Annotated in this window: 26 protein-coding genes and 1 tRNA gene; 17 read left to right on the forward strand and 10 right to left on the reverse strand. The window is 71.4% G+C overall.

Annotation, left to right across the window (positions count from 1 at the left end; translation table 11 throughout):
• The 12 genes from BJ975_RS00005 to BJ975_RS00060 all read left to right on the forward strand — a co-directional run.
• On the forward strand, positions 1-552 hold a 552-nt coding region (locus BJ975_RS00005; protein ID WP_179422416.1), incomplete at its 5' end, for an ABC transporter substrate-binding protein.
• 111 nt (positions 553-663) lie between these two features.
• Complete coding sequence (locus tag BJ975_RS00010) at positions 664-1836, forward strand: ABC transporter substrate-binding protein (RefSeq protein WP_179422418.1); 1173 nt, start codon at positions 664-666, stop codon at positions 1834-1836.
• Positions 1837-1921: 85 nt separating this feature from the next.
• The gene (locus BJ975_RS00015; RefSeq protein WP_179422420.1) at positions 1922-3271 is read left to right on the forward strand and encodes an MmgE/PrpD family protein; all 1350 of its coding nucleotides are present in this window, start codon (positions 1922-1924) and stop codon (positions 3269-3271) included.
• Entirely contained in the window at positions 3268-5259 is a 1992-nt protein-coding gene (locus BJ975_RS00020; protein ID WP_179422422.1) for an oxidoreductase, read from the forward strand. The genes BJ975_RS00015 and BJ975_RS00020 overlap by 4 nt, the downstream gene beginning before the upstream one ends.
• 20 nt (positions 5260-5279) lie before the next feature.
• Positions 5280-5627, forward strand: a complete 348-nt coding sequence (locus BJ975_RS00025) for a RidA family protein (RefSeq protein WP_179422424.1) — start codon at positions 5280-5282, stop codon at positions 5625-5627.
• Positions 5624-6346: an SDR family NAD(P)-dependent oxidoreductase gene (locus tag BJ975_RS00030; protein ID WP_179422426.1), complete on the forward strand. Its 723-nt coding sequence runs from the start codon at positions 5624-5626 to the stop codon at positions 6344-6346. The genes BJ975_RS00025 and BJ975_RS00030 overlap by 4 nt, the downstream gene beginning before the upstream one ends.
• Before the next feature lie 47 nt (positions 6347-6393).
• Entirely contained in the window at positions 6394-7548 is a 1155-nt protein-coding gene (locus BJ975_RS00035; RefSeq protein ID WP_179422428.1) for an NAD(P)/FAD-dependent oxidoreductase, read from the forward strand.
• Positions 7545-8243: an SDR family oxidoreductase gene (locus tag BJ975_RS00040; RefSeq protein ID WP_179422430.1), complete on the forward strand. Its 699-nt coding sequence runs from the start codon at positions 7545-7547 to the stop codon at positions 8241-8243. Before BJ975_RS00035 ends, BJ975_RS00040 begins: the two co-directional genes overlap by 4 nt.
• A 15-nt stretch (positions 8244-8258) precedes the next feature.
• Positions 8259-8609 (forward strand): cupin domain-containing protein, encoded by a 351-nt coding sequence (locus BJ975_RS00045; protein ID WP_179422432.1) that lies wholly within the window; start codon positions 8259-8261, stop codon positions 8607-8609.
• The gene (locus tag BJ975_RS00050) at positions 8606-9421 is read left to right on the forward strand and encodes a Rossmann-fold NAD(P)-binding domain-containing protein (RefSeq protein ID WP_179422434.1); all 816 of its coding nucleotides are present in this window, start codon (positions 8606-8608) and stop codon (positions 9419-9421) included. The genes BJ975_RS00045 and BJ975_RS00050 overlap by 4 nt, the downstream gene beginning before the upstream one ends.
• 10 nt (positions 9422-9431) lie before the next feature.
• Complete coding sequence (locus BJ975_RS00055) at positions 9432-10166, forward strand: aspartate/glutamate racemase family protein (protein ID WP_179422436.1); 735 nt, start codon at positions 9432-9434, stop codon at positions 10164-10166.
• Between the two features lie 35 nt (positions 10167-10201).
• Positions 10202-11191 carry an MDR family oxidoreductase gene (locus BJ975_RS00060; RefSeq protein WP_179422438.1) on the forward strand — a complete coding sequence of 330 codons (990 nt, stop codon included), beginning with the start codon at positions 10202-10204 and terminating at the stop codon, positions 11189-11191.
• 6 nt (positions 11192-11197) lie between these two features.
• Here the strand turns inward: BJ975_RS00060 and BJ975_RS00065 are convergent, their stop codons facing one another.
• The 3 genes from BJ975_RS00065 to BJ975_RS00075 form a co-directional block, all read right to left on the reverse strand.
• Positions 11198-11668, reverse strand: coding sequence for a nitroreductase/quinone reductase family protein (locus BJ975_RS00065; protein WP_179422446.1), 471 nt, complete (start codon positions 11666-11668; stop codon positions 11198-11200).
• A 32-nt stretch (positions 11669-11700) separates the two neighbouring features.
• The gene (locus tag BJ975_RS00070; RefSeq protein ID WP_179422448.1) at positions 11701-12309 is read right to left on the reverse strand and encodes a hypothetical protein; all 609 of its coding nucleotides are present in this window, start codon (positions 12307-12309) and stop codon (positions 11701-11703) included.
• Positions 12310-12548: 239 nt separating this feature from the next.
• Positions 12549-12621 (reverse strand) — tRNA-Glu (locus BJ975_RS00075).
• Positions 12622-12757: 136 nt separating this feature from the next.
• On the opposite strand from BJ975_RS00075, the gene BJ975_RS00080 reads away from it, so the two are divergent.
• Genes BJ975_RS00080 through BJ975_RS00100 form a run of 5 tightly spaced genes read left to right on the forward strand, consistent with a single transcriptional unit; the run spans position 12758 to position 17206 of the window.
• A complete protein-coding gene (locus BJ975_RS00080) occupies positions 12758-13108 on the forward strand; it encodes a metallopeptidase family protein (protein ID WP_179422450.1) in 351 nt (116 codons plus the stop codon).
• Positions 13101-13766: a pirin family protein gene (locus BJ975_RS16505; protein ID WP_218845691.1), complete on the forward strand. Its 666-nt coding sequence runs from the start codon at positions 13101-13103 to the stop codon at positions 13764-13766. Before BJ975_RS00080 ends, BJ975_RS16505 begins: the two co-directional genes overlap by 8 nt.
• A 10-nt stretch (positions 13767-13776) precedes the next feature.
• Positions 13777-15135 (forward strand): FAD-binding oxidoreductase, encoded by a 1359-nt coding sequence (locus BJ975_RS00090; protein WP_179422452.1) that lies wholly within the window; start codon positions 13777-13779, stop codon positions 15133-15135.
• Positions 15132-16418 (forward strand): class I SAM-dependent methyltransferase, encoded by a 1287-nt coding sequence (locus BJ975_RS00095; protein ID WP_179422454.1) that lies wholly within the window; start codon positions 15132-15134, stop codon positions 16416-16418. Before BJ975_RS00090 ends, BJ975_RS00095 begins: the two co-directional genes overlap by 4 nt.
• On the forward strand, positions 16418-17206 hold the full coding sequence (locus tag BJ975_RS00100) for an exodeoxyribonuclease III (RefSeq protein WP_179422456.1): 789 nt from the start codon (positions 16418-16420) through the stop codon (positions 17204-17206). Before BJ975_RS00095 ends, BJ975_RS00100 begins: the two co-directional genes overlap by 1 nt.
• Position 17207: 1 nt before the next feature.
• Here BJ975_RS00100 and BJ975_RS00105 read toward each other — a convergent pair whose 3' ends face one another.
• From BJ975_RS00105 to BJ975_RS00135, 7 genes are read right to left on the reverse strand one after another with little or no spacing between them, the layout of a single operon-like run.
• Positions 17208-17606: a phage holin family protein gene (locus BJ975_RS00105; protein ID WP_179422458.1), complete on the reverse strand. Its 399-nt coding sequence runs from the start codon at positions 17604-17606 to the stop codon at positions 17208-17210.
• 40 nt (positions 17607-17646) lie between these two features.
• A complete protein-coding gene (gene mnhG / locus BJ975_RS00110; RefSeq protein ID WP_179422460.1) occupies positions 17647-17976 on the reverse strand; it encodes a monovalent cation/H(+) antiporter subunit G in 330 nt (109 codons plus the stop codon).
• Complete coding sequence (locus BJ975_RS00115; RefSeq protein ID WP_179422462.1) at positions 17973-18242, reverse strand: monovalent cation/H+ antiporter complex subunit F; 270 nt, start codon at positions 18240-18242, stop codon at positions 17973-17975. The genes mnhG and BJ975_RS00115 overlap by 4 nt, the downstream gene beginning before the upstream one ends.
• Positions 18239-18796, reverse strand: coding sequence for a Na+/H+ antiporter subunit E (locus BJ975_RS00120; RefSeq protein WP_179422464.1), 558 nt, complete (start codon positions 18794-18796; stop codon positions 18239-18241). Before BJ975_RS00120 ends, BJ975_RS00115 begins: the two co-directional genes overlap by 4 nt.
• On the reverse strand, positions 18789-20402 hold the full coding sequence (locus BJ975_RS00125) for a Na+/H+ antiporter subunit D (protein ID WP_179422466.1): 1614 nt from the start codon (positions 20400-20402) through the stop codon (positions 18789-18791). Before BJ975_RS00125 ends, BJ975_RS00120 begins: the two co-directional genes overlap by 8 nt.
• On the reverse strand, positions 20399-20857 hold the full coding sequence (locus BJ975_RS00130; protein ID WP_179422468.1) for a Na(+)/H(+) antiporter subunit C: 459 nt from the start codon (positions 20855-20857) through the stop codon (positions 20399-20401). The genes BJ975_RS00125 and BJ975_RS00130 overlap by 4 nt, the downstream gene beginning before the upstream one ends.
• Positions 20854-23712, reverse strand: a complete 2859-nt coding sequence (locus tag BJ975_RS00135) for a Na+/H+ antiporter subunit A (protein ID WP_179422470.1) — start codon at positions 23710-23712, stop codon at positions 20854-20856. Before BJ975_RS00135 ends, BJ975_RS00130 begins: the two co-directional genes overlap by 4 nt.
• Between the last annotated feature and the right edge of the window lie 80 nt (positions 23713-23792).

A 23792-nucleotide genomic window follows, 5' to 3' on the forward strand; every position in this document is an offset into this window, starting at 1 on the left:
AGCCTGGTCACCACGACCGGTCAGAAGGACTTCACCCCGCAGCTGACCGAGCTGAAGAACGCCGGCATCGACAGCCTCGTCCTGCTGAACCTCTACACGGACGCCGCGCTGCAGATCAAGCAGGCGAAGGCCCTCGGACTGGACGTGCCGATCCTGGTCACGGCCAGCGCCAACAACCCCGAGCTGGTCAACATCGCCGGTGCCGAGGCCGCCGAGGGCACGTACGTCTCGGCGATCTTCGACCCGGGCAGCAGCAACGAGGGCACCCAGGCGTTCGTCAAGGCGTTCAGCGACGCCAACGGTCGCGAGCCCAGCGAGGGCGCGGCCGTGGCCTACGACTCCGCGTGGGTCGTCTTCCGGGCCTTCGACGAGGGCGCGAAGGACCGAGAGTCGCTGATCAGCACGATCGACGGCATCGAGTCCTTCGACCTGCCGATCGTCGGGGAGTTCGTCTTCAACGACAAGCACGAGCCCACCGTCACGCCCGGCAAGCCCTCGCAGTCGCTGCTGCAGGTGCAGGGCGGCGAGATCAAGACGCGCCCCGGCGCGTGAGTCCCGGTCCGGCGGGTGCGGACTCCGCACCCGCCGGGCACCACTTCCCCACCATCGCGGCGGCCGTCCGGTCGTGGCAGCAACTCCCAACCAACGAAAACCAGGAGTGACATGTCGAGGAAACAGCTGATGCTGGCCGCGCTGGCCGGTGGAGCGCTCATGCTGAGCGCGTGTGGGGGCGGTGACGAGGCCGGTGACAAGGACACGATCGTCGTGGCCGTCGCAGGACCGATGACCGGAGAGAACGCGATCTACGGCAAGAACCAGCTCGCGGGCGTCCAGTTCGCGGCGAAGCAAATCAACGACGGAGGCGGCGTCGAGTCCGGCCCGCTCAAGGGCGCGAAGATCGAGGTCAAGTCGTTCGACGACGTGGCCGACCCCAACCAGGGCGCCTCGGTGGCGCAGAAGATCTGCGACGACGACGACATCATGGCCGTCTTCGGTCACAGCAACTCGTCCGTGACCCTCGCGGCGATGCCGATCTACGAGCGCTGCGGCATCCCGCTGTTCGTCAGCTACTCGTCGAACCCGGAGATCACGGCCGAGCTGCACGAGAACCTCTTCCGCACGCTCATCGACGACGCCTCCATGGGTGCCGAGATGGCGTACCAGGCGGGTCGGGAGATCGGCGCCGAGAAGGTCGGCCTGATCGCCTCGGACGACGACTACGGCACCGGACTCGTGGAGTCCTTCGAGGAGACCGCGCCCGACGCGGGCCTCGAGGTGGTCGACTCGATCGCCACGACCACCGGACAGAAGGACTTCACGCCCCAGCTGACCACGCTGCGCAACCAGGGCGTCGACACGATCGTCCTGCTGAACACGTACACCGACGCCGCCCTGCAGATCAAGCAGGCCGACGCCCTGGGCTGGGACGACGTGAAGATCCTGGTCACGGCCGGCTCCAACACCCCCGAGCTGGTCAAGATCGCCGGCAAGGACGCCGTCGAGGGCGTGCTCGTGAACGCGGTCTTCGACCCGAACTCCTCGTCGGAGGGCGTGAAGTCCTTCGTGGACGCGTACTCCGCGGACAACGGCGAGGCGCCCGGTGAGGCCAACGCGGTCGCCTACGACTCGTTCTTCGTCTTCCTCGACGGGCTCGAGAACGGTGGCGAGGACCGCGAGTCGCTGATCTCGCAGGTCGCCGACACCGAGTCGTTCGAGCTGCCGATCCGCGGCACGTTCCGCTTCGACGAGAACCAGGGTGCGGCGGTCGACCCGGACTCCCCGGCGACGGCGCTGCTGGAGATCCAGGACGGCGCGTTCGCCTCGTTCACCCCGTGACCGGTCGGGGCGCCCCGCCCCCTTCACGGGGCGCCCCGACCCTCCCGCCCACCCACCTCACGTCTCGTCCTGCCAGGAGCTCCTCATGACCGATCCCCTCAAGAAGATGTCCGACTGGGCCGCCGGCCTGCGCTGGGAGGACGTCCCGAGCGCCGTCCGCGAGCGGGCCGCCGACGCCCTGAGTGACACCGTCTCGACGATGGTCGGGGGAGCCGTGACCGGCTCGGCCGGCATCGCCGCGAAGGTCACCGGCCGCACCGCGGGCCCGTCCCCGGTCGTCGGCCGCGGCCAGGGCTCGTCGCCCACCATGGCCGCCTTCGCCAATGGCGTCGCGGCCAGTGCCCTGGACTTCGACGACGGCCACTACCTGGCCGGCGCGATCCACCCCGGGTCGGTCATCGTGCCCGCCGTGCTCGCGGCGGCGACGAGCGGCACCACCGTGGCGGAGGCGCTCACGGCGCAGGTCGTCGGCTACGAGATCGGCCTGCGGGCCGCGCACCTGCTGTGGCCCAAGCACGACGGCGACCACTACCACTGCACGGGCTGCGCGGGCGCGATCGGCGCCGCCGCCGCGGCCGCCAAGGTCTCCGGAGCCGACGCCGACGAGATCGAGCGCGCCGTGAAGATCGGCTGGCTGCACGCCCCGATGGCCACGTTCGGCTCGCCCATGGTGAAGGAGTCGATCGGCTGGGGCGCCGCCACCGGCGTCATGGCCGCCGAGCTCGCGGCCGCCGGCTTCATGAGCCTGCCGGAGGGCTACGCGCTCGCCGACAACGACGTGCTCCCCGCGACCCCGTTCCACCAGCCCGGGGCGGCCGAGGACCCGTTCGTCACGAGCATCGGCGAGGTCTACGAGACGGGCAACACCTATTTCAAGTCGTTCGCGGCCTGCCGCTACACGCACGCCGCCGCCGCGGGCTTCCGCGGACTGCTCGCCGAGCACGCGATCACGCCCGAGCGGATCGCACGGGTGCGCGTGGGGACCCACCAGGCCGCCACGTTCCTCGACGAGCTCCGTCCCGGCACGATCGACTCCGCGCAGTACAGCTTCCCGTTCGTGCTGGCCTCGATCGCGCTGCACGGCGCCGCCGGTGCGGCCGAGATGGACGAGTCCGTCCTCGCCGAGCCCGAGCGGCTCGACCTCGCCTCGCGCGTCGTCCTCGAGCACGACGCCGACCTCGACCAGCACTACCCGGCGCGCTACCCGAGCCGCGTCACGATCGAGACCACCGACGGCGCCAGCGTCGACGGCGTCTTCCTCGACGCCCCGGGCGATCCCGGCACCGACTTCGGTCGCGCCGAGCTGCAGGAGAAGTGGCGTCTGCTGCTGACGCCGGCGCTGGGGGAGCAGTCCGACCGGGTCCTGGCGGGACTGCGGGACGACGACGCGCTCGTCCTCGACGCCTCGGCCCCTGCGTGGGAGGCATGGGCATGACGTCCGCCCACCTGCGCTCCCTCGTCGAGCCGCTGCGGCTCGGTCCGGTCACGCTGCGGAACCGCATCGTCGTCACGGCCCACGCGACGCACAACATCGACACCGAGCACCTGCCCAACGACGACGACGTCGCGTACTTCGCCGAGCGGGCGAAGGGCGGCGCGGCGATGGTCTCGATGGGCACGACCGCCGTGCACCCGAGCTCGCCCACGCCCTACGGGATCTACCACAACTTCGACGACCGGATCGTCGAGCGCTACGAGCGTCTCTCGGAGGCCGTGCACGCCCACGGCGCCGTGATCGTGCCCCAGCTGGGGCACATGGGCGGGCGCACCGACGGCGGCGACGGCGGCGTCTGGGCGCCCTCGGGATTCTCGCACCACCTCTACGGCTCGGTCCCGCGCGAGATGACGCGGCGCCAGGTCGACGAGATCGTCGAGGCCTTCGCCAGCGCGGCCGAGCGGGCCGTGCGCGGTGGGATGGACGGCGTCGAGATCGCCGTGGGTCACGGCCAGCTGGTCAACCTGTTCCTCTCGCCCCTGACGAACCGCCGCGCCGACGAGTACGGCGGCAGCGACGAGGCGCGCTTCCTCTTCTGCCGGCGCGTGCTCGAGGCGGTGCGCGAGCGGATCGGCGGCGCCCTGCTGATGGTGCGCGTCAACGGGTCGGACGAGACCGAGGGGTCGCTGGACACCGACGCCTGGCTCGACATCGACCAGCGGATCGACGAGCTCGGCATCGTCGACGGGATGAACGTCTCGGCGAACTTCAACGGCTCGGTCATCCCCACGATGGCGGTGCGCCGTGGCTGCTACCTGCACTACGCGCGTGCCGTGCGTGAGCGCGTCGGCCTGCCGGTCGGCGCGGTCGGGCGGATCACGGATCCCGCGATGGCCGCCGCGGCGATCGAGGCCGGCGACGCCGACTTCGTGGGCATGACGCGCGCCCACATCGCGGACCCCCACCTCGTCACGAAGATGCTCGAGGGGCGCGAGGACGAGATCCGGCCCTGCATCGGCTGCATCCAGATGTGCCAGGGCGAGCTGGGCCGTCACCGCAACGTGAAGTGCGTCTACAACCCCGTCACGGGACGCGAGCGCTTCCTCGGCGACATCGAGACCACGACCGCGCCCACCTCGCGCCGCGTCGTGGTGGTCGGCGGCGGGCCCGCCGGACTCGAGACCGCGCGGGTCAGCGCCCTGCGCGGGCACGACGTCACGCTGTTCGACGAGCGTCCCGACACCGGCGGCACCGTGCGGATCGCCGCGCGCACCGAGGGTCGCGACGGGCTGGTCGACGCCGTCGACTGGCTGGGCAACGAGGTCCGCCGCCTCGGCGTGGACCTGCGCCTGCGCCGGACCGCCGAGGGTCGCGACATCGCGGCGCTCGACCCCGACATCGTGGTCCTGGCCACCGGCGCTGCCGAGACCCTGCCGCAGTGGGCGGCGCGCGACCACCGGCGCCTCGTCGCCGCGGCCGACGTCGTCTCGGGGCACCCGGTCCTCTCGGGCCGAGTCGTCGTGGTGGACGAGCACCACCGCACCAACGCGATGTCGGCGGCCCTCGTCGCCGCGCGCGCCGGCTGCGAGGTGACCTTCGTGACTGCCACGCCGGGGCCCGCCGAGCTCGTGGAGCCCGAGGTCCGCGACGACTTCCTGACGCTCATGCACGAGGCCCGCATCGCGATCCGCTGCTCCACCAAGGTCACGGAGTTCGACCCCGCCGGGCCGCGGCTGCTGTGCCACCTCGGCGGCGTCGAGGCGCTGACCTACCGCCACACCGACGACCACGGACGGCCGGTCGTCCGCCCCTCCGAGGTCGTCGAGCTCGAGGCCGACTGGGTCGTCCACACCTGGACCGAGCCGCGCTCCGAGCTGTTCGACGAGCTGCCCGACGACGTCACCGTGCACGCGGTCGGCGACGTCATGAACCCCCACCGCATCGAAGGTGCGGTCCACGCGGCCTTCCGACTCGCCGCGACCTTCTGACCTACCGAAAGGAACCACCCATGGCCACCTACCCCCTCCGCGCGAGCGTCAAGGCAGGCTCGCTGCTCTTCGTGTCCGGCCAGCTCGGCATCGTCGACGGCGCGCTCGTCGACGGCGCCAGCGACCAGACCGACCGCGCGCTGGCCAACTTCGAGGCCGTCGTGCGCGAGCACGGCGCCACGCTGGCCGACGTCGTGAAGACCACCGTCTTCATGTCGTCGATGGAGCACTACGCCGACATGAACGAGGTGTACGCGCGCTGGTTCCCGACCGACCCGCCGGCCCGCTCGGCCTTCGCGGTCCAGGAGCTGCCCCTCGGCGGTCTCGTCGAGATCGAGGGTGTCGTCCAGCTGCCGGAGGACCGATGACGACTCCCGTCGCCGTCGTCACCGGGGGCTCGCGCGGCATCGGTCGCGCGTTCGTGCTGGAGTGCGCGCGCCGCGACTACGCGGTCGTGCTCACCCACCGCGGGCGTGGCACCGACGCCGAGGAGACCGTGCGCGCGGTGGAGGAGATCGGCGGTCGTGCGGTCGCCGTCGTCGCCGACGTCACGACGGACGAGGGCGTCGCTGCCGTGCAGTCGGCCGCCGGCGACCTCGGTGCCGTGTCGCTGCTGGTGAACAACGCCGGCATCCTCGCGCACGGCGAGCTCGGCGAGACCACCGACGAGCTGTGGGACGACGCGTTCGCGATCCACGTGAAGGCGCCCATGAAGCTGACCCGGGCGCTGCGCGACGACCTCGCGGCGACCGGGGGAGCCGTGCTCAACCTGTCCTCGACCGGTGGTGTCGTGGGCTCGGTCCACGGCGTCTCCTACGGAGCGTCGAAGGCGGCGGTCATCGGACTGACGAAGACCCTCGCCCGCGAGCTCGCCCCGCACGTGCGGGTCAACGCCGTGGCGCCCGGCCCGGTCGCCACCGACATGTACGCCTCGATCCCGGCCGACGAGCAGACCGCGGTGGAGGACGAGACCCCGCTCAAGCGGATCGCCGACCCCGCGGAGATCGCCCGCACCGGCCTCGACGTGAGCTCCTGGCCGAACGTCACGGGGCAGGTCATCGTCTCCGACGGTGGACGCGTCATGTGATCCCGTCACACCCTGAACATCACCCACATCTTCGAAAGGACCCTTCAATGGGACAGACACCCGGCAACGACGCGACCAAGGTCGGCACCGCCATCATCGGCGGCGGCATCGTCGGTGTCACGCTCGCCTTCTACCTGGCCGAGCTCGGTGAGAAGGACATCGTCGTGCTCGAGGGTCGCGAGCTGGCCAGCGGATGCACGGGCGGGTCGCTCGGTGGCGTGCGCCAGCAGTTCAGCACGGCGACGGAGATCGAGCTGGCCATCCGTGGCCGCCGGTTCTGGCAGACGTTCGAGGACGTCTTCGATCAGCCGTGCCAGTACCACCAGGACGGCTACCTCATGCTGACCGGCCGCGAGGAGCTCTTCGCGAAGCTCGCCGAGGCGGCCAAGACGCAGGCGACGCACGGCGCGCCGAACGTCGAGATGCTCACCGCGCGGGACCTCAAGGAGGTCGTGCCGTGGCTCGGCACCGACGGCCTCGTCGGCGGCTGCTGGACCCCCGAGGACGGCCGCGTCAACCCGACCGACGGCGTCTACGGCGTGGCCGCGGCCGCGCGCCGGCTCGGCGTGAAGATCCGCGAGCGCTTCGAGGTCGCCGACCTCACGCAGGTCGAGGGCGGCTGGCTCATCGCCGGGCCCGAGCCCGTCGTGGCGGAGCGCGTCGTCGTGGCCAGCGGCCTGGGGTCGCCCAAGCTCCTGGCGAAGTTCGGCCTCGACATGGACATCTTCCCGATGTGGGTGCACTACGGCTTCACGACGCCCGTCCTGGGCGACCAGCGCCTGCCGCTGACGATCGACCTCGAGACCGGCTGGTGCGTGGAGCGCGAGCAGGACGGCGCCATGGTGACGATCCTGAGCTCCACCCTGCCGGAGCGCTACGGCGTCAGCGACATGCTGGCCGAGTTCGCCGAGGCGTCCGAGACGCGCGCCCCGATCTTCGCCGAGGTCGGCATCCGCAGCACGATCAGCGCGGCCGCCGACGCGACCGGCGGCGACGGCCACCCGTTCATCGGCGAGGTCGAGTCGGGCCTGTGGACCATCACGGGCTTCGACGGCCACGGGACGATGATGGGCCCCGCCGCGTCGCAGCTGCTGGCCAAGCTCATGCTCGGCATGCCCGACCCGGTGCTGGACGTGAAGGCGTTCGACCCGCACCGCACGGCCACCGAGAACCTCGAGTGGCTGCGGGCGGCGCGCAAGTGAGCCGTCCGGTCGCGATCGTCACCGCGGCGAGCAGCGGCATCGGCGCGGGGATCGCCCGCACGCTGGCGTCGTCGCACGACCTCGTGCTGTTCGCCCGCTCCGAGGCCGTCGTCGAGCTCGCCAACGAGCTCGGAGCGGTCGCCGTGCGTGGCTCGCTGACGGACGCGGCCGACCGCGAGCACCTCGTGGCCACGACGATCGAGCGGTTCGGCCGCATCGACGCCGTGGCCGTGAACTCCGGCCACCCGCCGAAGGGCGACCTGCTGGAGCTCACCGACGAGGACTGGAGCACCGGCTTCGAGCTGCTGTTCACGAGCGTCGTCGACCTGGCCCGGCTGGTCACGCCGCACATGCAGGCGGCCGGTCGTGGAGCCTGGGCCGTGGTGACGAGCTACGCCTCGCTCCTGCCCGAGCCGGCGATGCCCGTCTCGAGCGTCGTCCGCGCGGCGGTGCAGAGCTGGGTGAAGCTCTACGCCACGCGGGTCGCGGCCGACGGCATCCGCGCCAACTGCGTCCTGCCGGGCTTCGTGCAGACCCACCCGATCGACCGGGAGCGCCTGGCCACGATCCCGCAGCGTCGCTACGCCCAGCCCGGCGAGATCGGCACGGTCGTGCGCTTCCTGCTCTCGGACGAGGCGTCGTTCGTCACCGGCCAGAACCATGTCGTCGACGGCGGCATGATCCCCCTTCCCTGAACCCGAGGAGCCTCCATGTCCCACCCCGTCCGCCTGGCGCCCTTCAACGCCGACTTCACCGCCCAGAACGGGCCGATCGACATCGAGCGCCGTTCGATGCCGAACGGCCTGTCCGAGCTGTCCGCCGGCATCGTGCGGTTCCCCGACGGAGGCCGCTCCGAGCCGTGGACCCTGCCGTACGAGGAGGCGTTCTACGTCATCGACGGCGAGCTCTCGCTGCACGTCGGCGACGAGACGATCGTGGTGCCGGCCGGCGAGGTCGTGACGCTCGAGAAGGGCTGCACGGTCGAGTACGAGGGCACGCCCGGGACGAACGCGTTCTTCTGCCTCGTGCCGGCCAACTGGCTGGAGACGATGGAGTCGTGATCGCGCTGACGGGCGCGTCGGGCAAGACCGGGCGCGACCTCGCGGCCCTGCTCGCGGAGCGCGGGATCGCGCACGTGCGGCTCTCGAGCCGCCCGGGCTGCGGCGACCGGGTCTTCGACTGGACCGACCGCGCCACGTGGGGTGCGGCCCTCGAGGGCGTCGACTCTCTGTACCTGGTCAAGCCGCCCCACGGCACGGGCATGGCCGAGCTCGTCGCCGACCTGCTCGCGTCCGCGCCCGCGATCCGGCGCGTCGTCCTCCTCTCGGAGATGGGGCGGGGCGACAAGCCGGACGCCGACCCGGACCGCGCGGTCGAGCGCGTCCTGGAGCGGTGGGACGGCGAGTGGACGCTGCTGCGACCGAGCTGGTTCTTCCAGAACTTCTCGGCGGGCGGCGGCTTCCGCGCCGGCGTCGTCGACGGCACGATCGCGCTGCCCACCGGGGGCGCGCCCGTGTCGTGGCTCGACACGCGCGACATCGCCGAGGCGGCGCTCGTGGCCCTCACCGAGGACGGCCACTGCTGCCGCGGCTACACGCTCACGGGTCCGGAGTCCTTCGGCGTGCCCGAGCTGGCCCGCCGGATCGGTGTGGTCACGGGACGCATCGTGGAGGCGGCCGACCCGCTGCGCGTCGAGGAGCTCGCGACGACCTACGACGACGGGACGGAGCGCGGCTCCTACTACGCCGAGCTGCTGGTCGACGTGCGCGAGGGGCGGTACGCCGACATCACGACGGACCTCGAGGACCTGACCGGACGCGCGCCCCGCACGTTCGACGACTTCGTGCGCGAGCACGCCGACGACTGGAAGTGAGAGGACGACGATGACGGTCTACGAAGCGCGCAAGGGCCAAGTGTCCTACGGCTACACGATCGGGATGCTGAGCGCCGAGTGGCACATCGCGTTCCCGCCCGGCGACATCGGCAACGCCTCGACGTTCGACTTCCCGATCCGCTACCTCGGCATCGAGGGCATGGACGGCTCGGCCGTCCTCAACGGCGCCGACCCGGACTCGACGGGTCGCGTCGTGGAGGCCGCCCTGCGGCTGCAGGACGAGGGCGTCCGCGCGATCACCAGCAACTGCGGCTTCATGGCGGCCTACCAGCCGGCCGTCGCCGAGGCGCTCGACATCCCGGTGTTCCTGTCGAGCCTGCAGCAGCTGCCGATGCTGACGACGATGCTGGGCTCGCACCGCAGGCTCGCGCTCGTCACCGCGAACGGCGCCAACATGACCCCCACCCTGCTGGAGGCCGCGGGCTTCACCGACCTCGACAGGCTGCACATCGTGGGCATGGAGGAGTACGAGCACTTCGTCGACGCGATCTTCCGCGAGAACGGCACGCTCGACACCGAGATCATGGAGCGCGACGTCGTCGACGCCGCCGTGCGCGCCACCCGCGAGGCGCCGATCGGCGGCATCTTCCTGGAGTGCAGCGACCTCCCGCCGTACACCTCCGCCGTGCATCGTGCGACGGGCCTGCCAGTGTGGGACTGGACCCAGTTCATCCGGTACGTCCACGCCGCGGTCGCCCCGCGGCCGTACACCGGCACCTTCTGACCATCGATTCGACCGCAACGTCCGAGGAGACACCCATGACCGAGACCACCTTCAAGGCCTACCGGGTCGACGCGCCCAAGCAGCCCGCCGAGCTGGTGACCTCGAACCGCGACGAGCTGACCGGCGGCGACCTGCTCGTCCGCGTCACGCACTCGTCGCTCAACTACAAGGACGGCCTCGCGATCCTGGGCAAGCCCGGCGTCGTGCGCTCGTTCCCGATGACCTGCGGGATCGACCTGGCCGGCGAGGTCGTCGAGGGCGGCGGGGACTTCGCCGAGGGCGACCAGGTCGTGCTCACCGGCGCGGAGCTGTCGGAGACCAAGCCCGGCGGCTACTCGCAGTACCAGCGGATCGAGTCGGACTCGGTCGTCGCCACCCCCGCCGGCCTCGGCCCGTGGGGCGCCATGGCCGTCGGCACCGGAGGCCTGACGGCGATGCTGTGCGTCCTGCGCCTGGAGGCCGCGGGCGTGACGCCCGAGGACGGCCCGATCCTGGTGACCGGCGCGACGGGCGGCGTCGGCAGCTTCGCGGTGTCCACCCTCGCGCGCCTCGGCTACGAGGTCCACGCCGCGACGGGCAAGGACAGCGAGCACCAGTACCTCACGGACCTCGGTGCGTCGGAGATCATCGCGCGCGACGAGCTCTCGGGCGACCCGCGGCCGCTCGCGAAGGAGCGCTGGGCCGCTGCTGTCGACAGCGTCGGCGGCACCACGCTGGCCAACGTGCTCTCGCAGATCCGCTACGGCGGCGCGGTGGCCGCGTGCGGACTCGCCGGCGGCCACGGCCTGCCCGCCACCGTCATGCCGTTCATCCTGCGCAACGTCGCGCTGCTCGGCGTCGACAGCGTGCATGCGCCGCTCGAGGCGCGGAAGCAGGCGTGGTCGCGCCTCGACGAGCTGTTCTCCGAGGAGGACCTGCGCGCCGTGGCGGTGGACGCGGCCTTCACCGACCTGCCCGAGCTGAGCGAGAAGATCCTCTCGGGCGGCATCCGCGGCCGCGTCGTCATCGACGTCGCCGGCGCCTGACCCGCGTCAGCCGGCCGCGGGACGCTCGGTCAGTCGGATGACCGGGATCTCGCGGTCGGTCTTGTCGCCGTAGCCGGCGAAGTTCGGGGCGGCGGCGATGATCGCCGCGAGCGCCGCCTCGCGCTCGTGACCGTGCAGCTGCTCGGCGGTGACCGCGATCCGGCGATCGCCGATCTCGATCGTCGCGTCGTCCGGGTGCGCCGCGAGGTTGTGGTACCACGCGGGGTTCTTCGCGGCGCCGTTCGCCGAGGCCACGACCAGCCACGTGCCGTCGTCGCCGGGGAACCAGGCGAGCGGCGTCTCGCGGCGCTCGCCGCTCTTCGCGCCGGTCGTGGTGAGTGCGAGGAGCCGCATGCGCCCGAGCGAGGCCGTCTCCGAGCGGCGGGCCTTGCGGACCATGAACCGGTTGACCAGTCGCATCAGGGGGTTGCTCGTGCTCTTGCGTCCTCGGGTGCCGGTGGGTGTCTCGAAGCTCATGCCGTCCTCCTGGGTCGGGCCCAGCCTCGAACCTAGCGCGCGGAGTCGGCCGGGGGCAGGACCGTGGCGCGGTCGGCGGGGGTGCGCAGCCAGATCCAGTAGATCCAGATGCCGATCGCGGAGCCGGCCGAGTTCAGCATCATGTCGGCCATCGTGTCGGCGTAGCCGCGCGAGTGGTGCGTGGCCTGCAGCTGGTCCGACGTCCACTCGCCGATCTCCCACAGCGAGCCGATGCCGAGCCACGACAGCCACAGGGCGACCAGCAGCAGCGCGGCGGACTCGGCGCGGTACTTGTGCAGCAGCAGCCGGGCGATGCCCATCGTGCTGACGAGCGAGAACGTGAAGTGGGCGAAGTCGTCGTACCACCAGATGCGGTCGTAGAAGTTCAGTCCCCAGCCGAGGACGGCACCCAGGATCACGACCGTCAGGCCCACCATGACCACCGGATCGCGCAGCGTCTGCCACAGCGCGATGCAGCCCATGACGCTCGCGGCCATCGTGAGGCGGGTGAAGTGGTCGCTCGCGGTGAGGCCGACGACCGCGGCACTGAGCATGGTCGCGATCGTGAAGACGAGGGCGGCCCAGTGCAGGCGGGGCGTCTCCTCCGCGTCGGCGGTGGGAGGCAGGGTTCTCTGGGGCATGTGCAGCAGTTCGGCTCGGAGGGCTCGGTCGTGACGACGCGGCGACTCGGCGGGGGGCCGAGGCCCCACCACCCTACGTGGCCGCGGCGCCGATCCCGGAATCCGCGGCCCGCGCCGGCCGCCGACGCTCTCACTTCTGGAACGGGATGCACGCTTCGGGACGCGCGAACGGTTCAACGCGTTCCAGAAGTGGAGGGGGGAGGGCGGTCGCAGGCCGGACCGAGCCGGCCTCGAGCGAGTACCCCCTACGGGATTCGAACCCGCGCTACCGCCTTGAAAGGGCGGCGTCCTAGGCCGCTAGACGAAGGGGGCCGGACAACCCGTCCAGCATAGGGCAACCCGCGACCTCCCCCCGAAGCGGTGGCGGTGACGTTCGCGGGCTCGATGCGCCCGAATGGCCCCGCGAACGTCACTGTCGGCGCTTCGGGGAGCCACCTAGACTCGGGGCGTGATCGACGTCGACCCGGACCGGTTCGAGGAGCTGGTGACCGCGGCCCTCGCCGACGTGCCCGCCGAGCTCGCCGACCGGCTCGACAACGTGGTGCTGTTCATCGAGGACGACGCACCGCCCGAGGACCCCCACCTGCTCGGCCTCTACGACGGCATCCCGCTCACCGAGCGCGACTCCACGTACGCCGGCGTCGTGCCCGACCGCATCTTCGTCTACCGCAACCCCACCCTCGCGATCTGCGAGACCGAGGAGGAGGTCGTCGAGGAGGTCCGCATCACCGTGGTCCACGAGATCGCCCACTTCTTCGGCATCGACGACGCGCGACTGCACGAGCTCGGCTATGCCTGACCGCGTCGTCCGCCGCTCCGCCGACCGCTACCGCACCGTCGGCGAGGGCACCGAGACGCTCCACTCCTTCTCCTACGGGAGGCACTACGACCCCGACAACGTCGCCTTCGGGCCGGTCGTGGCGATCAACGAGGAGCGCCTCGCCCCGGGTGCCGGCTACGACGACCACCGCCACGAGGACGCCGACATCGTCACGTGGGTGCTCGACGGCGTGCTCGCCCACGAGGACTCCACGGGCCAGCGCGGCGAGGTCGCGCCCGGCCTCGCCCAGCGGCTCAGCGCGGGCTCCGGCGTCACCCACGCCGAGCGCAACGCCAGCGCCACCGAGCCCCTCCGGTTCGTCCAGATGATGCTGCGCAGCCGGAACTGGGACGCCCCCGATTACGCCCAGGTCACGGTGCCCGACGGTCCCGGCCTGCACGAGACGGTGCCCGTCCACGCCGACGCCCGGCTGCTGGTCGCGCGACCGGCGGGGGAGCCGATCGAGGTCGCCGCCCCGGCTGGAGCCCTGGTGCACGTGACCCGCGGACCCGTCACGGTCGACGGCATCACCCTCGCCGGCGGCGACGAGCTGCGTGTCCACGGCCCGGTCACGCTGAGACTCGCCGGAGAGAATGTGGAGACCTTGGTCTGGTTGCCGGACCATCCACGGGGATAGCCTGCGAAGTATGCAGGGTTGGACGCAGCACGAGCACGCCGTCGACACCCTCCTCGCCTCGTGGCGGGCGATCCCCGAGGGACGCCCCGTCCGACTCGCGAAGAAGACCTCCAACCTCTTTCGCCCCCGCGGCCGCACCGACGGCCCCGGCCTCGACGTCTCGGGGCTCGACGGGGTCATCGAGATCGACCCCGTCAGCCACACCGCCGACGTCCAGGGCATGTGCACGTACGAGCGGCTCGTCGAGGAGACGCTCGCGCACGGCTTGGTGCCCACCGTGGTGCCACAGCTGCGCACCATCACCCTCGGCGGTGCCGTCACCGGCCTCGGCATCGAGTCCACGTCGCTGCGCCTGGGCCTGCCGCACGAGGCCGTGCTGGAGATGGACGTGCTCACGGGCTCGGGCGAGATCGTCACCGCCACTCCCGACAACGAGCACGCCGAGCTGTTCGCGGCGTTCCCGAACTCCTACGGCAGCCTCGGCTACGCGGTGCGCCTCCGCATCCGACTGGAGCCCGCGCCCGCCCAGGCCCACCTGCGCCACGTGCGATTCGGCTCGGCCGTGGACGCCGCCAAGGCCATCGCCGAGATCGCCGAGACGGGCCGCTGGGAGGGGGTCGAGGTCGATGCCGTCGACGGCACCGCCTTCACTCCCGATGAGGTCTACCTCAGCCTCGCGCGCTTCGCCGACACCGACCTGCCCACGAGCGACTACACGGGCCAGCAGGTCTACTACCGCTCGATCCAGCAGCGCCGCGAGGACGTGCTGACGCTCGAGGACTACCTGTGGCGCTGGGACACCGACTGGTTCTGGTGCTCGGCCGCGTTCGGGGCGCAGCACCCGCTGGCCCGCCGGGTCTGGCCGCGCCGCTGGCGCCGCAGCGACGTCTACCACCGGCTCGTCGCGCTCGACTCCACCGTCGGCGTCAGCCGCGTGCTCGACCGCCTCAAGCACGTCCCGGGTCGCGAGCGCGTCATCCAGGACATCGAGGTCCCGCTCGAGCGGCTCGACGACTTCCTCGCCTGGTTCGACCGCGAGGTCGGCATGCGGCCGGTCTGGCTGTGCCCGCTGCGCACCACGCGCGCGTGGCCCACCTACCCGCTCGTGCCCGGCGAGGTCTACGTGAACGTCGGCTTCTGGGGCACCGTCGTCGTGCCCGAGGACTCCGAGCCGGGCGCCGTGAACCGCCGGATCGAGGCCGAGGTGCACCGGCTCGGCGGCCACAAGTCGCTCTACTCCGAGGCCTTCTACGACCGCGTGACCTTCGACTCCCTCTACGACACCGCGGGGCTCGACCGGCTGCGAGACCGGTACGACCCGCAGGCTCGACTCCACTCTCTCTACGACAAGGCGGTGAGGAACTCATGAGCATCGCATCCGAGACGCGACTGACGATCGCGGAGGCCTTCGAACGGCTCCTGCGCGACGGCATGCCCATCCGGTTCGAGGCGTTCGACGGCAGCTCGCTCGGGCCGGAGGACTCCCTCCTGCGCCTGCGCCTGGTCAACGAGCGCGGCCTGGCCTACCTCATGACCGCCCCGGGCGACCTCGGCTTCGCGCGCGCCTACGTGTCGGGCGACCTCGAGGTCGAGGGCGTCCACCCCGGCGACCCGTACGAGATCATGAAGGCGCTCATGAGCCGCCTCAAGTTCCGGGTCCCGAGCGCCCCCGAGATGCTGCAGATCGTCCGCAGCCTGGGCTTCGGCAACCTCCGACCGCCCACCCCGCCGGCCGAGGAGCACCTGCCGAAGTGGCGGCGCGCCCTGGAGGGCCTGCGGCACAGCAAGGGCCGCGACGCCGAGGCGATCCACCACCACTACGACGTCTCGAACCGGTTCTACGAGCTGGTCCTCGGCCCGTCGATGACCTACACGTGCGCCGTCTACCCCAAGCCTGACGCGAGCCTGGAGGAGGCCCAGGCCGAGAAGTACGACCTCATCTGCCGCAAGCTCGACCTCAAGGCCGGCGACCGGCTGCTCGACCTCGGCTGCGGCTGGGGCGGGATGGTCCGGCACGCCGCGCAGCACTACGGCGTGCAGGCGCTCGGCGTCACGCTGTCGCGCGAGCAGGCCCAGTGGGCGCAGCAGGCCATCGAGCGCCAGGGCCTGTCCGGCCTCGCCGAGGTGCGCTTCAGCGACTACCGCGACGTCCCCGAGACCGACTTCGACGCGATCAGCTCGATCGGCCTCACCGAGCACATCGGCGTGCGCAACTACGCCGACTACTTCGCCTTCGCGCGGAGCAAGGTGAAGGTCGATGGCCGGATGCTCAACCACTGCATCACGCGCCGCGACAACACGGGACGCGCCACGGCCGGGCAGTTCATCGATCGCTACGTCTTCCCCGACGGCGAGCTCACGGGGTCGGGCACGATCGTGAGCGCGATGCAGGACGAGGGCTTCGAGGTCCGTCACGTCGAGAACCTGCGCGACCACTACGCGCTGACGCTCGCCGCGTGGTGCCAGAACCTGGTCGACCACTGGGAGGAGGCGCTCGACGAGGTCACCGAGGGCCGGGCCAAGGTGTGGGGCCTCTACATGGCAGGATCGCGGTTGGCCTTCGAGAGGAACGAGATCCAGTTGACCCACGTGCTCGGCGTGAACACCCCCGCTGACGGACAGTCCTCCTACCCCCTGCGAGTCGACTTCTGATGCGCATCGCGACGTGGAACGTCAACTCGATCCGCAGCCGCATCGACCGCGTCGTCGGCTGGCTCGACCGGCACGACGTCGACGTCCTCGCGATCCAGGAGACCAAGTGCCGTGAGGACCAGTTCCCCGGCCTGGAGCTGTCGGCGCTGGGCTACGAGTACGCGCACGTCGGCGTCAACCAGTGGAACGGCGTCGCGATCATCTCGCGCGTGGGCCTCGAGGACGTCGAGCGCTCGTTCGGCGTCGACCAGCCGCAGTACGAGGACCTCCTCGAGCCGCGCGCCATCGGCGCCACGTGCGGTGGTGTGCGGATGTGGAGCCTCTACGTCCCGAACGGCCGGGAGCTCGACCACGCGCACTACGCCTACAAGCTCGAGTGGCTGGCGCGGCTGCGCGACGCAGGCCATGCGTGGCTCGCGAAGGACCCCGAGGCGCAGATCGCGCTGACGGGCGACTGGAACATCGCGCCGCAGGACGACGACGTGTGGGACATGGCGGTCTTCGCGGGTCGCACCCACGTCTCCGAGCCCGAGCGCGCGGCCTTCTCGGCCGTGGTCGACGCCGGCTTCACGGACGTCGTCCGTCCGCACACCCCCGGCCCGGGCGTCTACACGTACTGGGACTACACGCAGCTGAGCTTCCCGAAGAAGAAGGGCATGCGGATCGACTTCGTGCTCGGCTCGCCGGCGCTCGCGCAGCGCGTGGAGGGTGCGTTCATCGACCGCGAGGAGCGCAAGGGCAAGGGCGCCAGCGACCACGCGCCCGTCGTGGTCGACCTCGCCGACTGACTCAGGCGCCGCGGCGCTCGCGCGCGTTCTCCACGCCGGCCTTGACGAGGATGAACGGCAGCAGGAACGACGCGAGAGCAGCCGCGAGCCACACGATCACCGCGGCGATGAGCCAGGTGGCCAGGCCCGAGATCGTCAGTGCGTCGCCGAACAGGCTCGCCACCCACAGCGCCACGAGGGTGGACACGATGCCGACGCCGCCGAGGAACGCCTCGGCGTTGCGCTTCACGACCACGAGGATGAACGGTGCCAGGATCGCCTGGGCCAGCGCGAAGATGACGACGGTGAGGACGAAGCCGGAGGCGGTGACCTCGAGGTCGTCCAGCACGGCGTTGGCCACGAGCAGGCCGATGGCGGCGGAGACCAGGTTGATGGCCGCGCGGATGAGCAATCGGATCATGCCCGCACTCTAGGGCGCGCGAGGGGTCCTGCCCAGAGGGTCAGTCGCCCTCGTCCACCACGAGCCGGTCGCGGTCGACCTGGTCGGCGCGGAACGCGGCGCGTCCGACCATGTGCGCCGAGACGGGCGCCGTCAGCAGCTGGAACAGGGCCACGACGACCACCAGGGTCAGGTCGCTCAGGCTCTCGATCCGCAGCGCGAGCCCGGCCAGGATGAGCAGCAGGCCGAAGGTCTGCGGCTTCGTGGCGGCGTGCATGCGGGTGAGCACGTCGGGGAAGCGCACGACGCCGACCGCGGCGACGAACGCGAACGCTGCCCCCAGCACCAGGCAGGTGCCCGAGAGGATGTCGACGATCAGGCCCCAGCTCACTGGCCACCTCCTGCGGACTGCGCGGCGTACCGCGCGATGCTGACCGAGCCCAAGAAGGCCACCAGGGCCAGCGCGACGAGGATCGGCAGCGTGGTGTTGTGACGGCCGATCGCGGCCTCGACGCCGATCGCGCCCACGCAGGCCGCGACGAAGACGTCGGCCGCGACGGTGCGGTCGAGCATGGTCGGGCCGCGCACGATGCGCACCAGGCACAGCAGGCCGGTGAGGCCCAGCAGCACGGCACAGACGATTCCCACGACGGTCATGCGGCGTCCTCCCGGAGTCGTCGTTCGCTCTCGGCGACCTCGGCATCGGTGCCGATGGCCCTCAGCAGTCGGTGCTCCTGCATCCGGGCCTTGCGGCGAGCCTCGGCGATGCGCTCGGGCGTGCCGGCGTCGAGCACGTGCAGCCACAGGCGGTGGCCCTCGGAGTCGAGCTCGATGAGCAGCGAGCCGGGCACCAGGGAGATGAGCTCGCCGGTCAGGGTCTGGCGCAGCTCGGAGCCGCTCACCAGCCTGATCTCGAGCACCGCACTGGGCGGCGGGTCCTTCGGCCGCACGGCCAGCCACGCGACGCCGAAGCTGGCGACCGCGAGGTCGGCCAGGAAGCGCGACAGCAGCACGATCGTGGCCCAGGGCCGGACCTTCGCCTCGACCGACACCCGCGGGAACGGGAACACCAGCACGATGATCGCGCTGACGAGCAGTCCGCCGACGAGGTTGATCCGGGTGACCTCGCCCCACAGCAGCAGCCAGACGATCGTCAGCCAGGCGATGACGGGCAGGTGCCACAGGTGCAGCCCCCGGGTGCGGTCAGCCATCGCCGAGCACCGCCTCGATGTAGGGGGTGCGCTCGTGGAGCTCGTCGGCGGCGCGCTCGGCCACCGAGAACAGCGGAGCGGCGAACACGGTCAGCGCGACGGTGACGAGGCCGAGCGCGATCGTGGGCACCGCCATCCGGGAGGGCAGTCGCTCGCCCTCGGTGTCGGTCTTCCACGTGGTCTCGCGCTGGGTGGCGGTGGAGACGCCGCTGCGGCCGTGCAGCGAGCCACCCTGGACCTGCGGGTCGAACGGCACGGGGGTGTCGTCCTCGGGGTCGCCGGCCGGCTGCCAGAACGCGCGGTTCCAGATCTTGGCGACCGCGTAGAGGGTCAGCAGGCTGGTGATGACCGAGGCGGCCACGGCGACGAGCGCGAGCCAGTCGGCCTCGTCGACGCCGGCCTCGAGCAGCGCCAGCTTGCCCAAGAAGCCCGAGAACGGCGGGATGCCGGCCAGGTTCATCGCCGGGACGAAGAACATCACGGCCAGGACCGGCGCCAGGCGGGCGAGGCCGCCGAGCCGGTCGAGGTTGGTCGTGCCCGATCTGTACTCCACCAGTCCGGCCACGAGGAACAGCGTGGTCTGCACGGTGATGTGGTGGACGATGTAGAAGATCGCTCCGGCGACGCCGAGCTCGGTGCCCAGCGCGATGCCGAAGAGCATGAAGCCGATGTGGCTGACCAGCGTGAACGACAGGACACGCTTGATGTCCGACTGCGCGACGGCGCCCAGGATGCCGACCACCATCGTGAGGATGGAGGCCCACAGCAGCATCGTGCGCAGCTCGTGGGTGGGGAACATCAGGGTCTGGGTGCGCAGGATGGCGTAGACGCCCACCTTGGTCAGCAGGCCGGCGAACACCGCCGTGACCGGGGCGGGCGCGGTGGGGTAGGAGTCGGGCAGCCAGGCCGACAGCGGGAAGACGGCCGCCTTCACCGCGAACGTCAGCAGCAGCATGAGCTGCAGCATCGTGGCGGTGGCATCGGGCAGCTCGGGCAGGCGCAGCGCCAGCTGGGCGAAGTTCACGGTGCCCGTGGCCGCGTAGACCGACGCGATGGCGATGAGGAACAGCGCCGACGACGCCAGGCTGACGATGATGTAGATCGTGCCCGATCGCACGCGGGCCTCGGTGCCGCCGAGCGTGATGAGCACGTAGGACGAGGCGAGCAGGATCTCGAAGCCCACGAACAGGTTGAACAGGTCGGCCGAGAGGAAGGCGTTGGAGACGCCGGCGCTCAGCACCAGGAACGTGGGGTAGAAGACCGACAGCGGTGAGTCTCGGCCGTACTCGACGATGCCCTGGCCGATCGAGTACAGCAGCACGCACAGCGTGACGAGGGTGGAGATCAGCAGCAGCAGCGAGCTGAGCCGGTCGGCCACGAGGCTGATGCCGAGCTCGGCCGGCCAGCCGCCCACGTTGAAGGACTGGGGTCCGTGCCGGTCGGCGCGCACCAGCAGCACGGCGGCGGACGCCACGACGGCCAGCAGCGTGATGATGCTGATGATGCGCTGGGGCGCGGCGAAGCGGCCGAACGCCAGACACAGGCCCGCGCCCAGCAGCGGCAGGATCACCGGGGCCAGGACGAGCTGGTCGAGCAGGTCGTTCATCGGGGCACCTCGTCACCGGGCTCGAGGGTGGCGTCGCCCGCGTAGCCCTCGTCGGGCAGCTCGCTGTCGGCCTCGTCGAAGGTGGCCGAGACCTGGTCGGTCTCGGCGCGGCGGCGGATCAGGTCGTCCTCGAGGTCGTCCTGGACGTCGTCGGTGCCGGTGAGCTGCCAGGCGCGGTACGCCAGTGCGAGCCCGAAGGCGGTGGTGCCGAGGGTGATGACGATGGCGGTCAGAGCCATGGCCTGCGGGAGGGGATCGGCCATCGGGTCGCCCGAGAGGCCGAGGATGGGCGCGGCGCCGGCGGGACCGGAGACCACGAGGAACATGACGTTGAGGCCGTTGCCGATCAGCACGAAGCCCACGAGGATGCGGGTCAGGCTGCGCTCGAGCACGAGCGTGGTGCCGCAGGCCACCATCACGCCCACGACGATGATCAGGATCAGGTTCGCGGTCATCGCGCCACCTCGCTGGTCGCGACCTCGGCCGCGTCGTTCTCGTCGTCGATCTGGGCGTCGATGCCGCTGCCGAGGCTGCGCAGCACGTCGAGCGACAGGCCGACCACGACGAGGTAGACGCCGATGTCGAAGAACACCGAGGTCACCAGGTGCAGCTCGCCGAGCAGCGGCAGCGGGATGTCGACGATCGCGCTCTGCAGGACGCCGCCGCCCAGCAGCGTGGGCAGCAGGCCCGAGAGGGCGGCGGTGGCCAGGCCGAGGCCCAGCACGAAGCCGGCGTCGACGGGGGCGGCGTTGTCGAGCTCCTCGCGGCCGCCGGCGAGGTAGCGGATCATCAGGGCCAAGCCCGCGATGAGGCCGCCGGCGAAGCCGCCGCCGGGGGAGTTGTGGCCCGAGATCATGAGGTAGATCGAGAACAGGATCACCGTGTGGAAGATCAGGCGGGTGATGATCTCGAACACGATCGAGCGGCGCTGGTCGTGCAGGTTGGCCGCCAGCCAGGCGTTGGAGTCCACCGTGACGATGCGCTTCGGGCGGATCTGGCGCATCGAGCGGTCGGTCAGCAGGAAGATGAGGCTCGCGATGCCGGTGGCCGCGACGACCAGGACGCTGAGCTCGCCGATCGTGTCCCACGCGCGGATGTCCACGAGGGCGACGTTGACGATGTTCTTGCCGCCGCCGTACTCGTAGGCGGGCTCGGCCCAACCGGCAGAGATCGGCGTGGACTGGCGGGCGTTGGTGGCCATGAACGCGAAGCCGGCCACCGTGATGCCGGTGGCGGTGCCCAGGCCGACGCGCCACCAGCGGGCGACGTTGAACGGGCGGTCGCTGAAGAACGGGGGGAGGCGGCGCAGGACGAGCACGAACGTGACCAGCAGGAACGTCTCGACGAGCACCTGGGTGAGGGCGAGGTCGGGGGCGCCGTGCGCGACGAACAGGATCGCCGTGCCGTAGCCGGTGACGCCGAGCAGCAGCACGGCGCGCAGGCGGCGGCGCGAGCGCACCGTGAGGATCGCGGCGGCCACCATGACGATGCCGACGACGATCTGCAGCGGGTTGTCCGAGAGGCGCACGTCGGGCGTCTCCCAGGCGCGCCACAGCGCGATGCCGGGGACGATCACGAGGGTGACCAGGATGATGCCGAGGTAGACCGGCAGCGAGCCTCGCTGGGTGCGACCGGTGACCTCGACGGCCAGGCGGTCGATCCCGCGCATGACGCCCTGGTAGGCCCGCTCGGCGTCGGGGAACGGCAGCCGGTCGACGATCGCGTGCTGGGTCGCGGCGACGGGGCGCCGCCACACGAACAGCGCGACGCCCGCGGCGATGGCCAGGACCGAGAGCCACAGCGCCGGCGTGAAGCCGTGCCAGAGCGTGAGGACGGCCTCGTGGGCGCCCTCGGGGAACTGGTCGGAGTACGTCGCCAGGCGCGGGGTCAGGAACGGGCCCGCGAGGCCGGCGACGAGGCTGAGCGCGGCCAGCGTGGCCGGCACGACGGTGAACCAGACCGAGAAGTCGCGCGGGGTGCACGGCTCGACGCCGGGCTTGTCGGCGAAGGTGCCCCACACGAACCGCGCGCTGTAGGCGACCGTCAGGATCGAGCCGAGCACGATGCCGACGAGGGCGGCCAGGCCCCAGCCCGGGTGGCCGAGGTCCTCGCCGAGGTCGACGAACGCGGCGAGCGCGGCCTCCTTGGCGGTGAAGCCGAACAGCACGGGCAGGCCGGCCATCGAGGCGGTGGCCAGGACGGTGGTGGCGAACAGCAGGGGGCGCGCCCGGCGCATGCCCGAGAGCTCGCGGAGGTCGCGCGTGCCGACGGAGCGGTCGATGATGCCGACCACGAGGAACAGCGCCGACTTGAACAGGCCGTGCGCGCAGAGCAGGGCGAGTCCGGCGAACGCGGCCGAGCGGGTGCCCGCGCCGACGACGGCCATGAGGAAGCCGAGCTGGCTGACGGTGCCGTAGGCGAGCAGCAGCTTGACGTCGTACTGGCGCAGCGCGCGCAGGCCGCCGAGGATCATCGTGGCGATGCCGAAGCCGATGAGCACGGGCCGCCAGCCGGGCGTCTCGGCGAACACGGGGGCGAGCAGGGCGACGAGGTAGATGCCGGCCTTGACCATCGCCGCGGCGTGCAGGTAGGCGCTGACCGGGGTGGGCGCGGCCATCGCGCCGGGGAGCCAGAAGTGGAACGGCAGCAGCGCCGACTTCGACAGGGCGCCGACGAGCACGAGGGCGATCGAGGCCGTGACGGCGGGGCCGGCGGCCGGCGGATCGGCCAGGATCGCGCTGATCCGCGGGGTGCCGCTCAGCAGGTGCAGGCCGATGAGGCCCACGAGCATCGCGAGGCCGCCGAAGGTGGTGACGATGAGGGCGTTGAGCGCGGCGCGACGGTTCGCGCGGCGCTCGGGGTTGTGGCCGATGAGCAGGAACGACAGGACCGTCGTGAGCTCCCAGAACACGTAGAGCACGTAGACGTTGTCGGCCAGGACCAGGCCGAGCATCGCGCCGGCGAAGCCGGTGAGGACGCCGGAGAAGCGCCAGATCTCGGAGTCCTTGGGGCGGAAGTACCACGCGCAGTAGACCAGGACGAGCGCGCCGACACCCGTGACGAGCAGCGCCACGATGCCGCTGAGCGCGTTGACGCCGAAGTCGAGGTCGAGCCCGATCTGCGGGATCCAGGCCCAGTGCTCGTACGTGGCCTCGCCGTCGGTGGTGGCCCGGCCGACGGGTCCCAGGAGCCACACGAACGAGGCCGCGGGGACCAGCGCGAGTACCAGGAACGCCCGGCGATCCAGCATGCGGACGAGCGCAGGGGAGGTCGCTGCAACGAGAAAGTGCAGCGCGACGAGGAAGACCATGGGCTCGGGTCAACCCTAGCGGGTGGCCCCCTGTGAACTGTCCGGCAGGAGTGTCAGAATGGGCGCCATGGCCGACCCCG

Origin of the sequence: Aeromicrobium tamlense (assembly GCF_013408555.1) — a bacterium.
GTDB classification, from domain to species: Bacteria; Actinomycetota; Actinomycetes; order Propionibacteriales; family Nocardioidaceae; genus Aeromicrobium; species Aeromicrobium tamlense.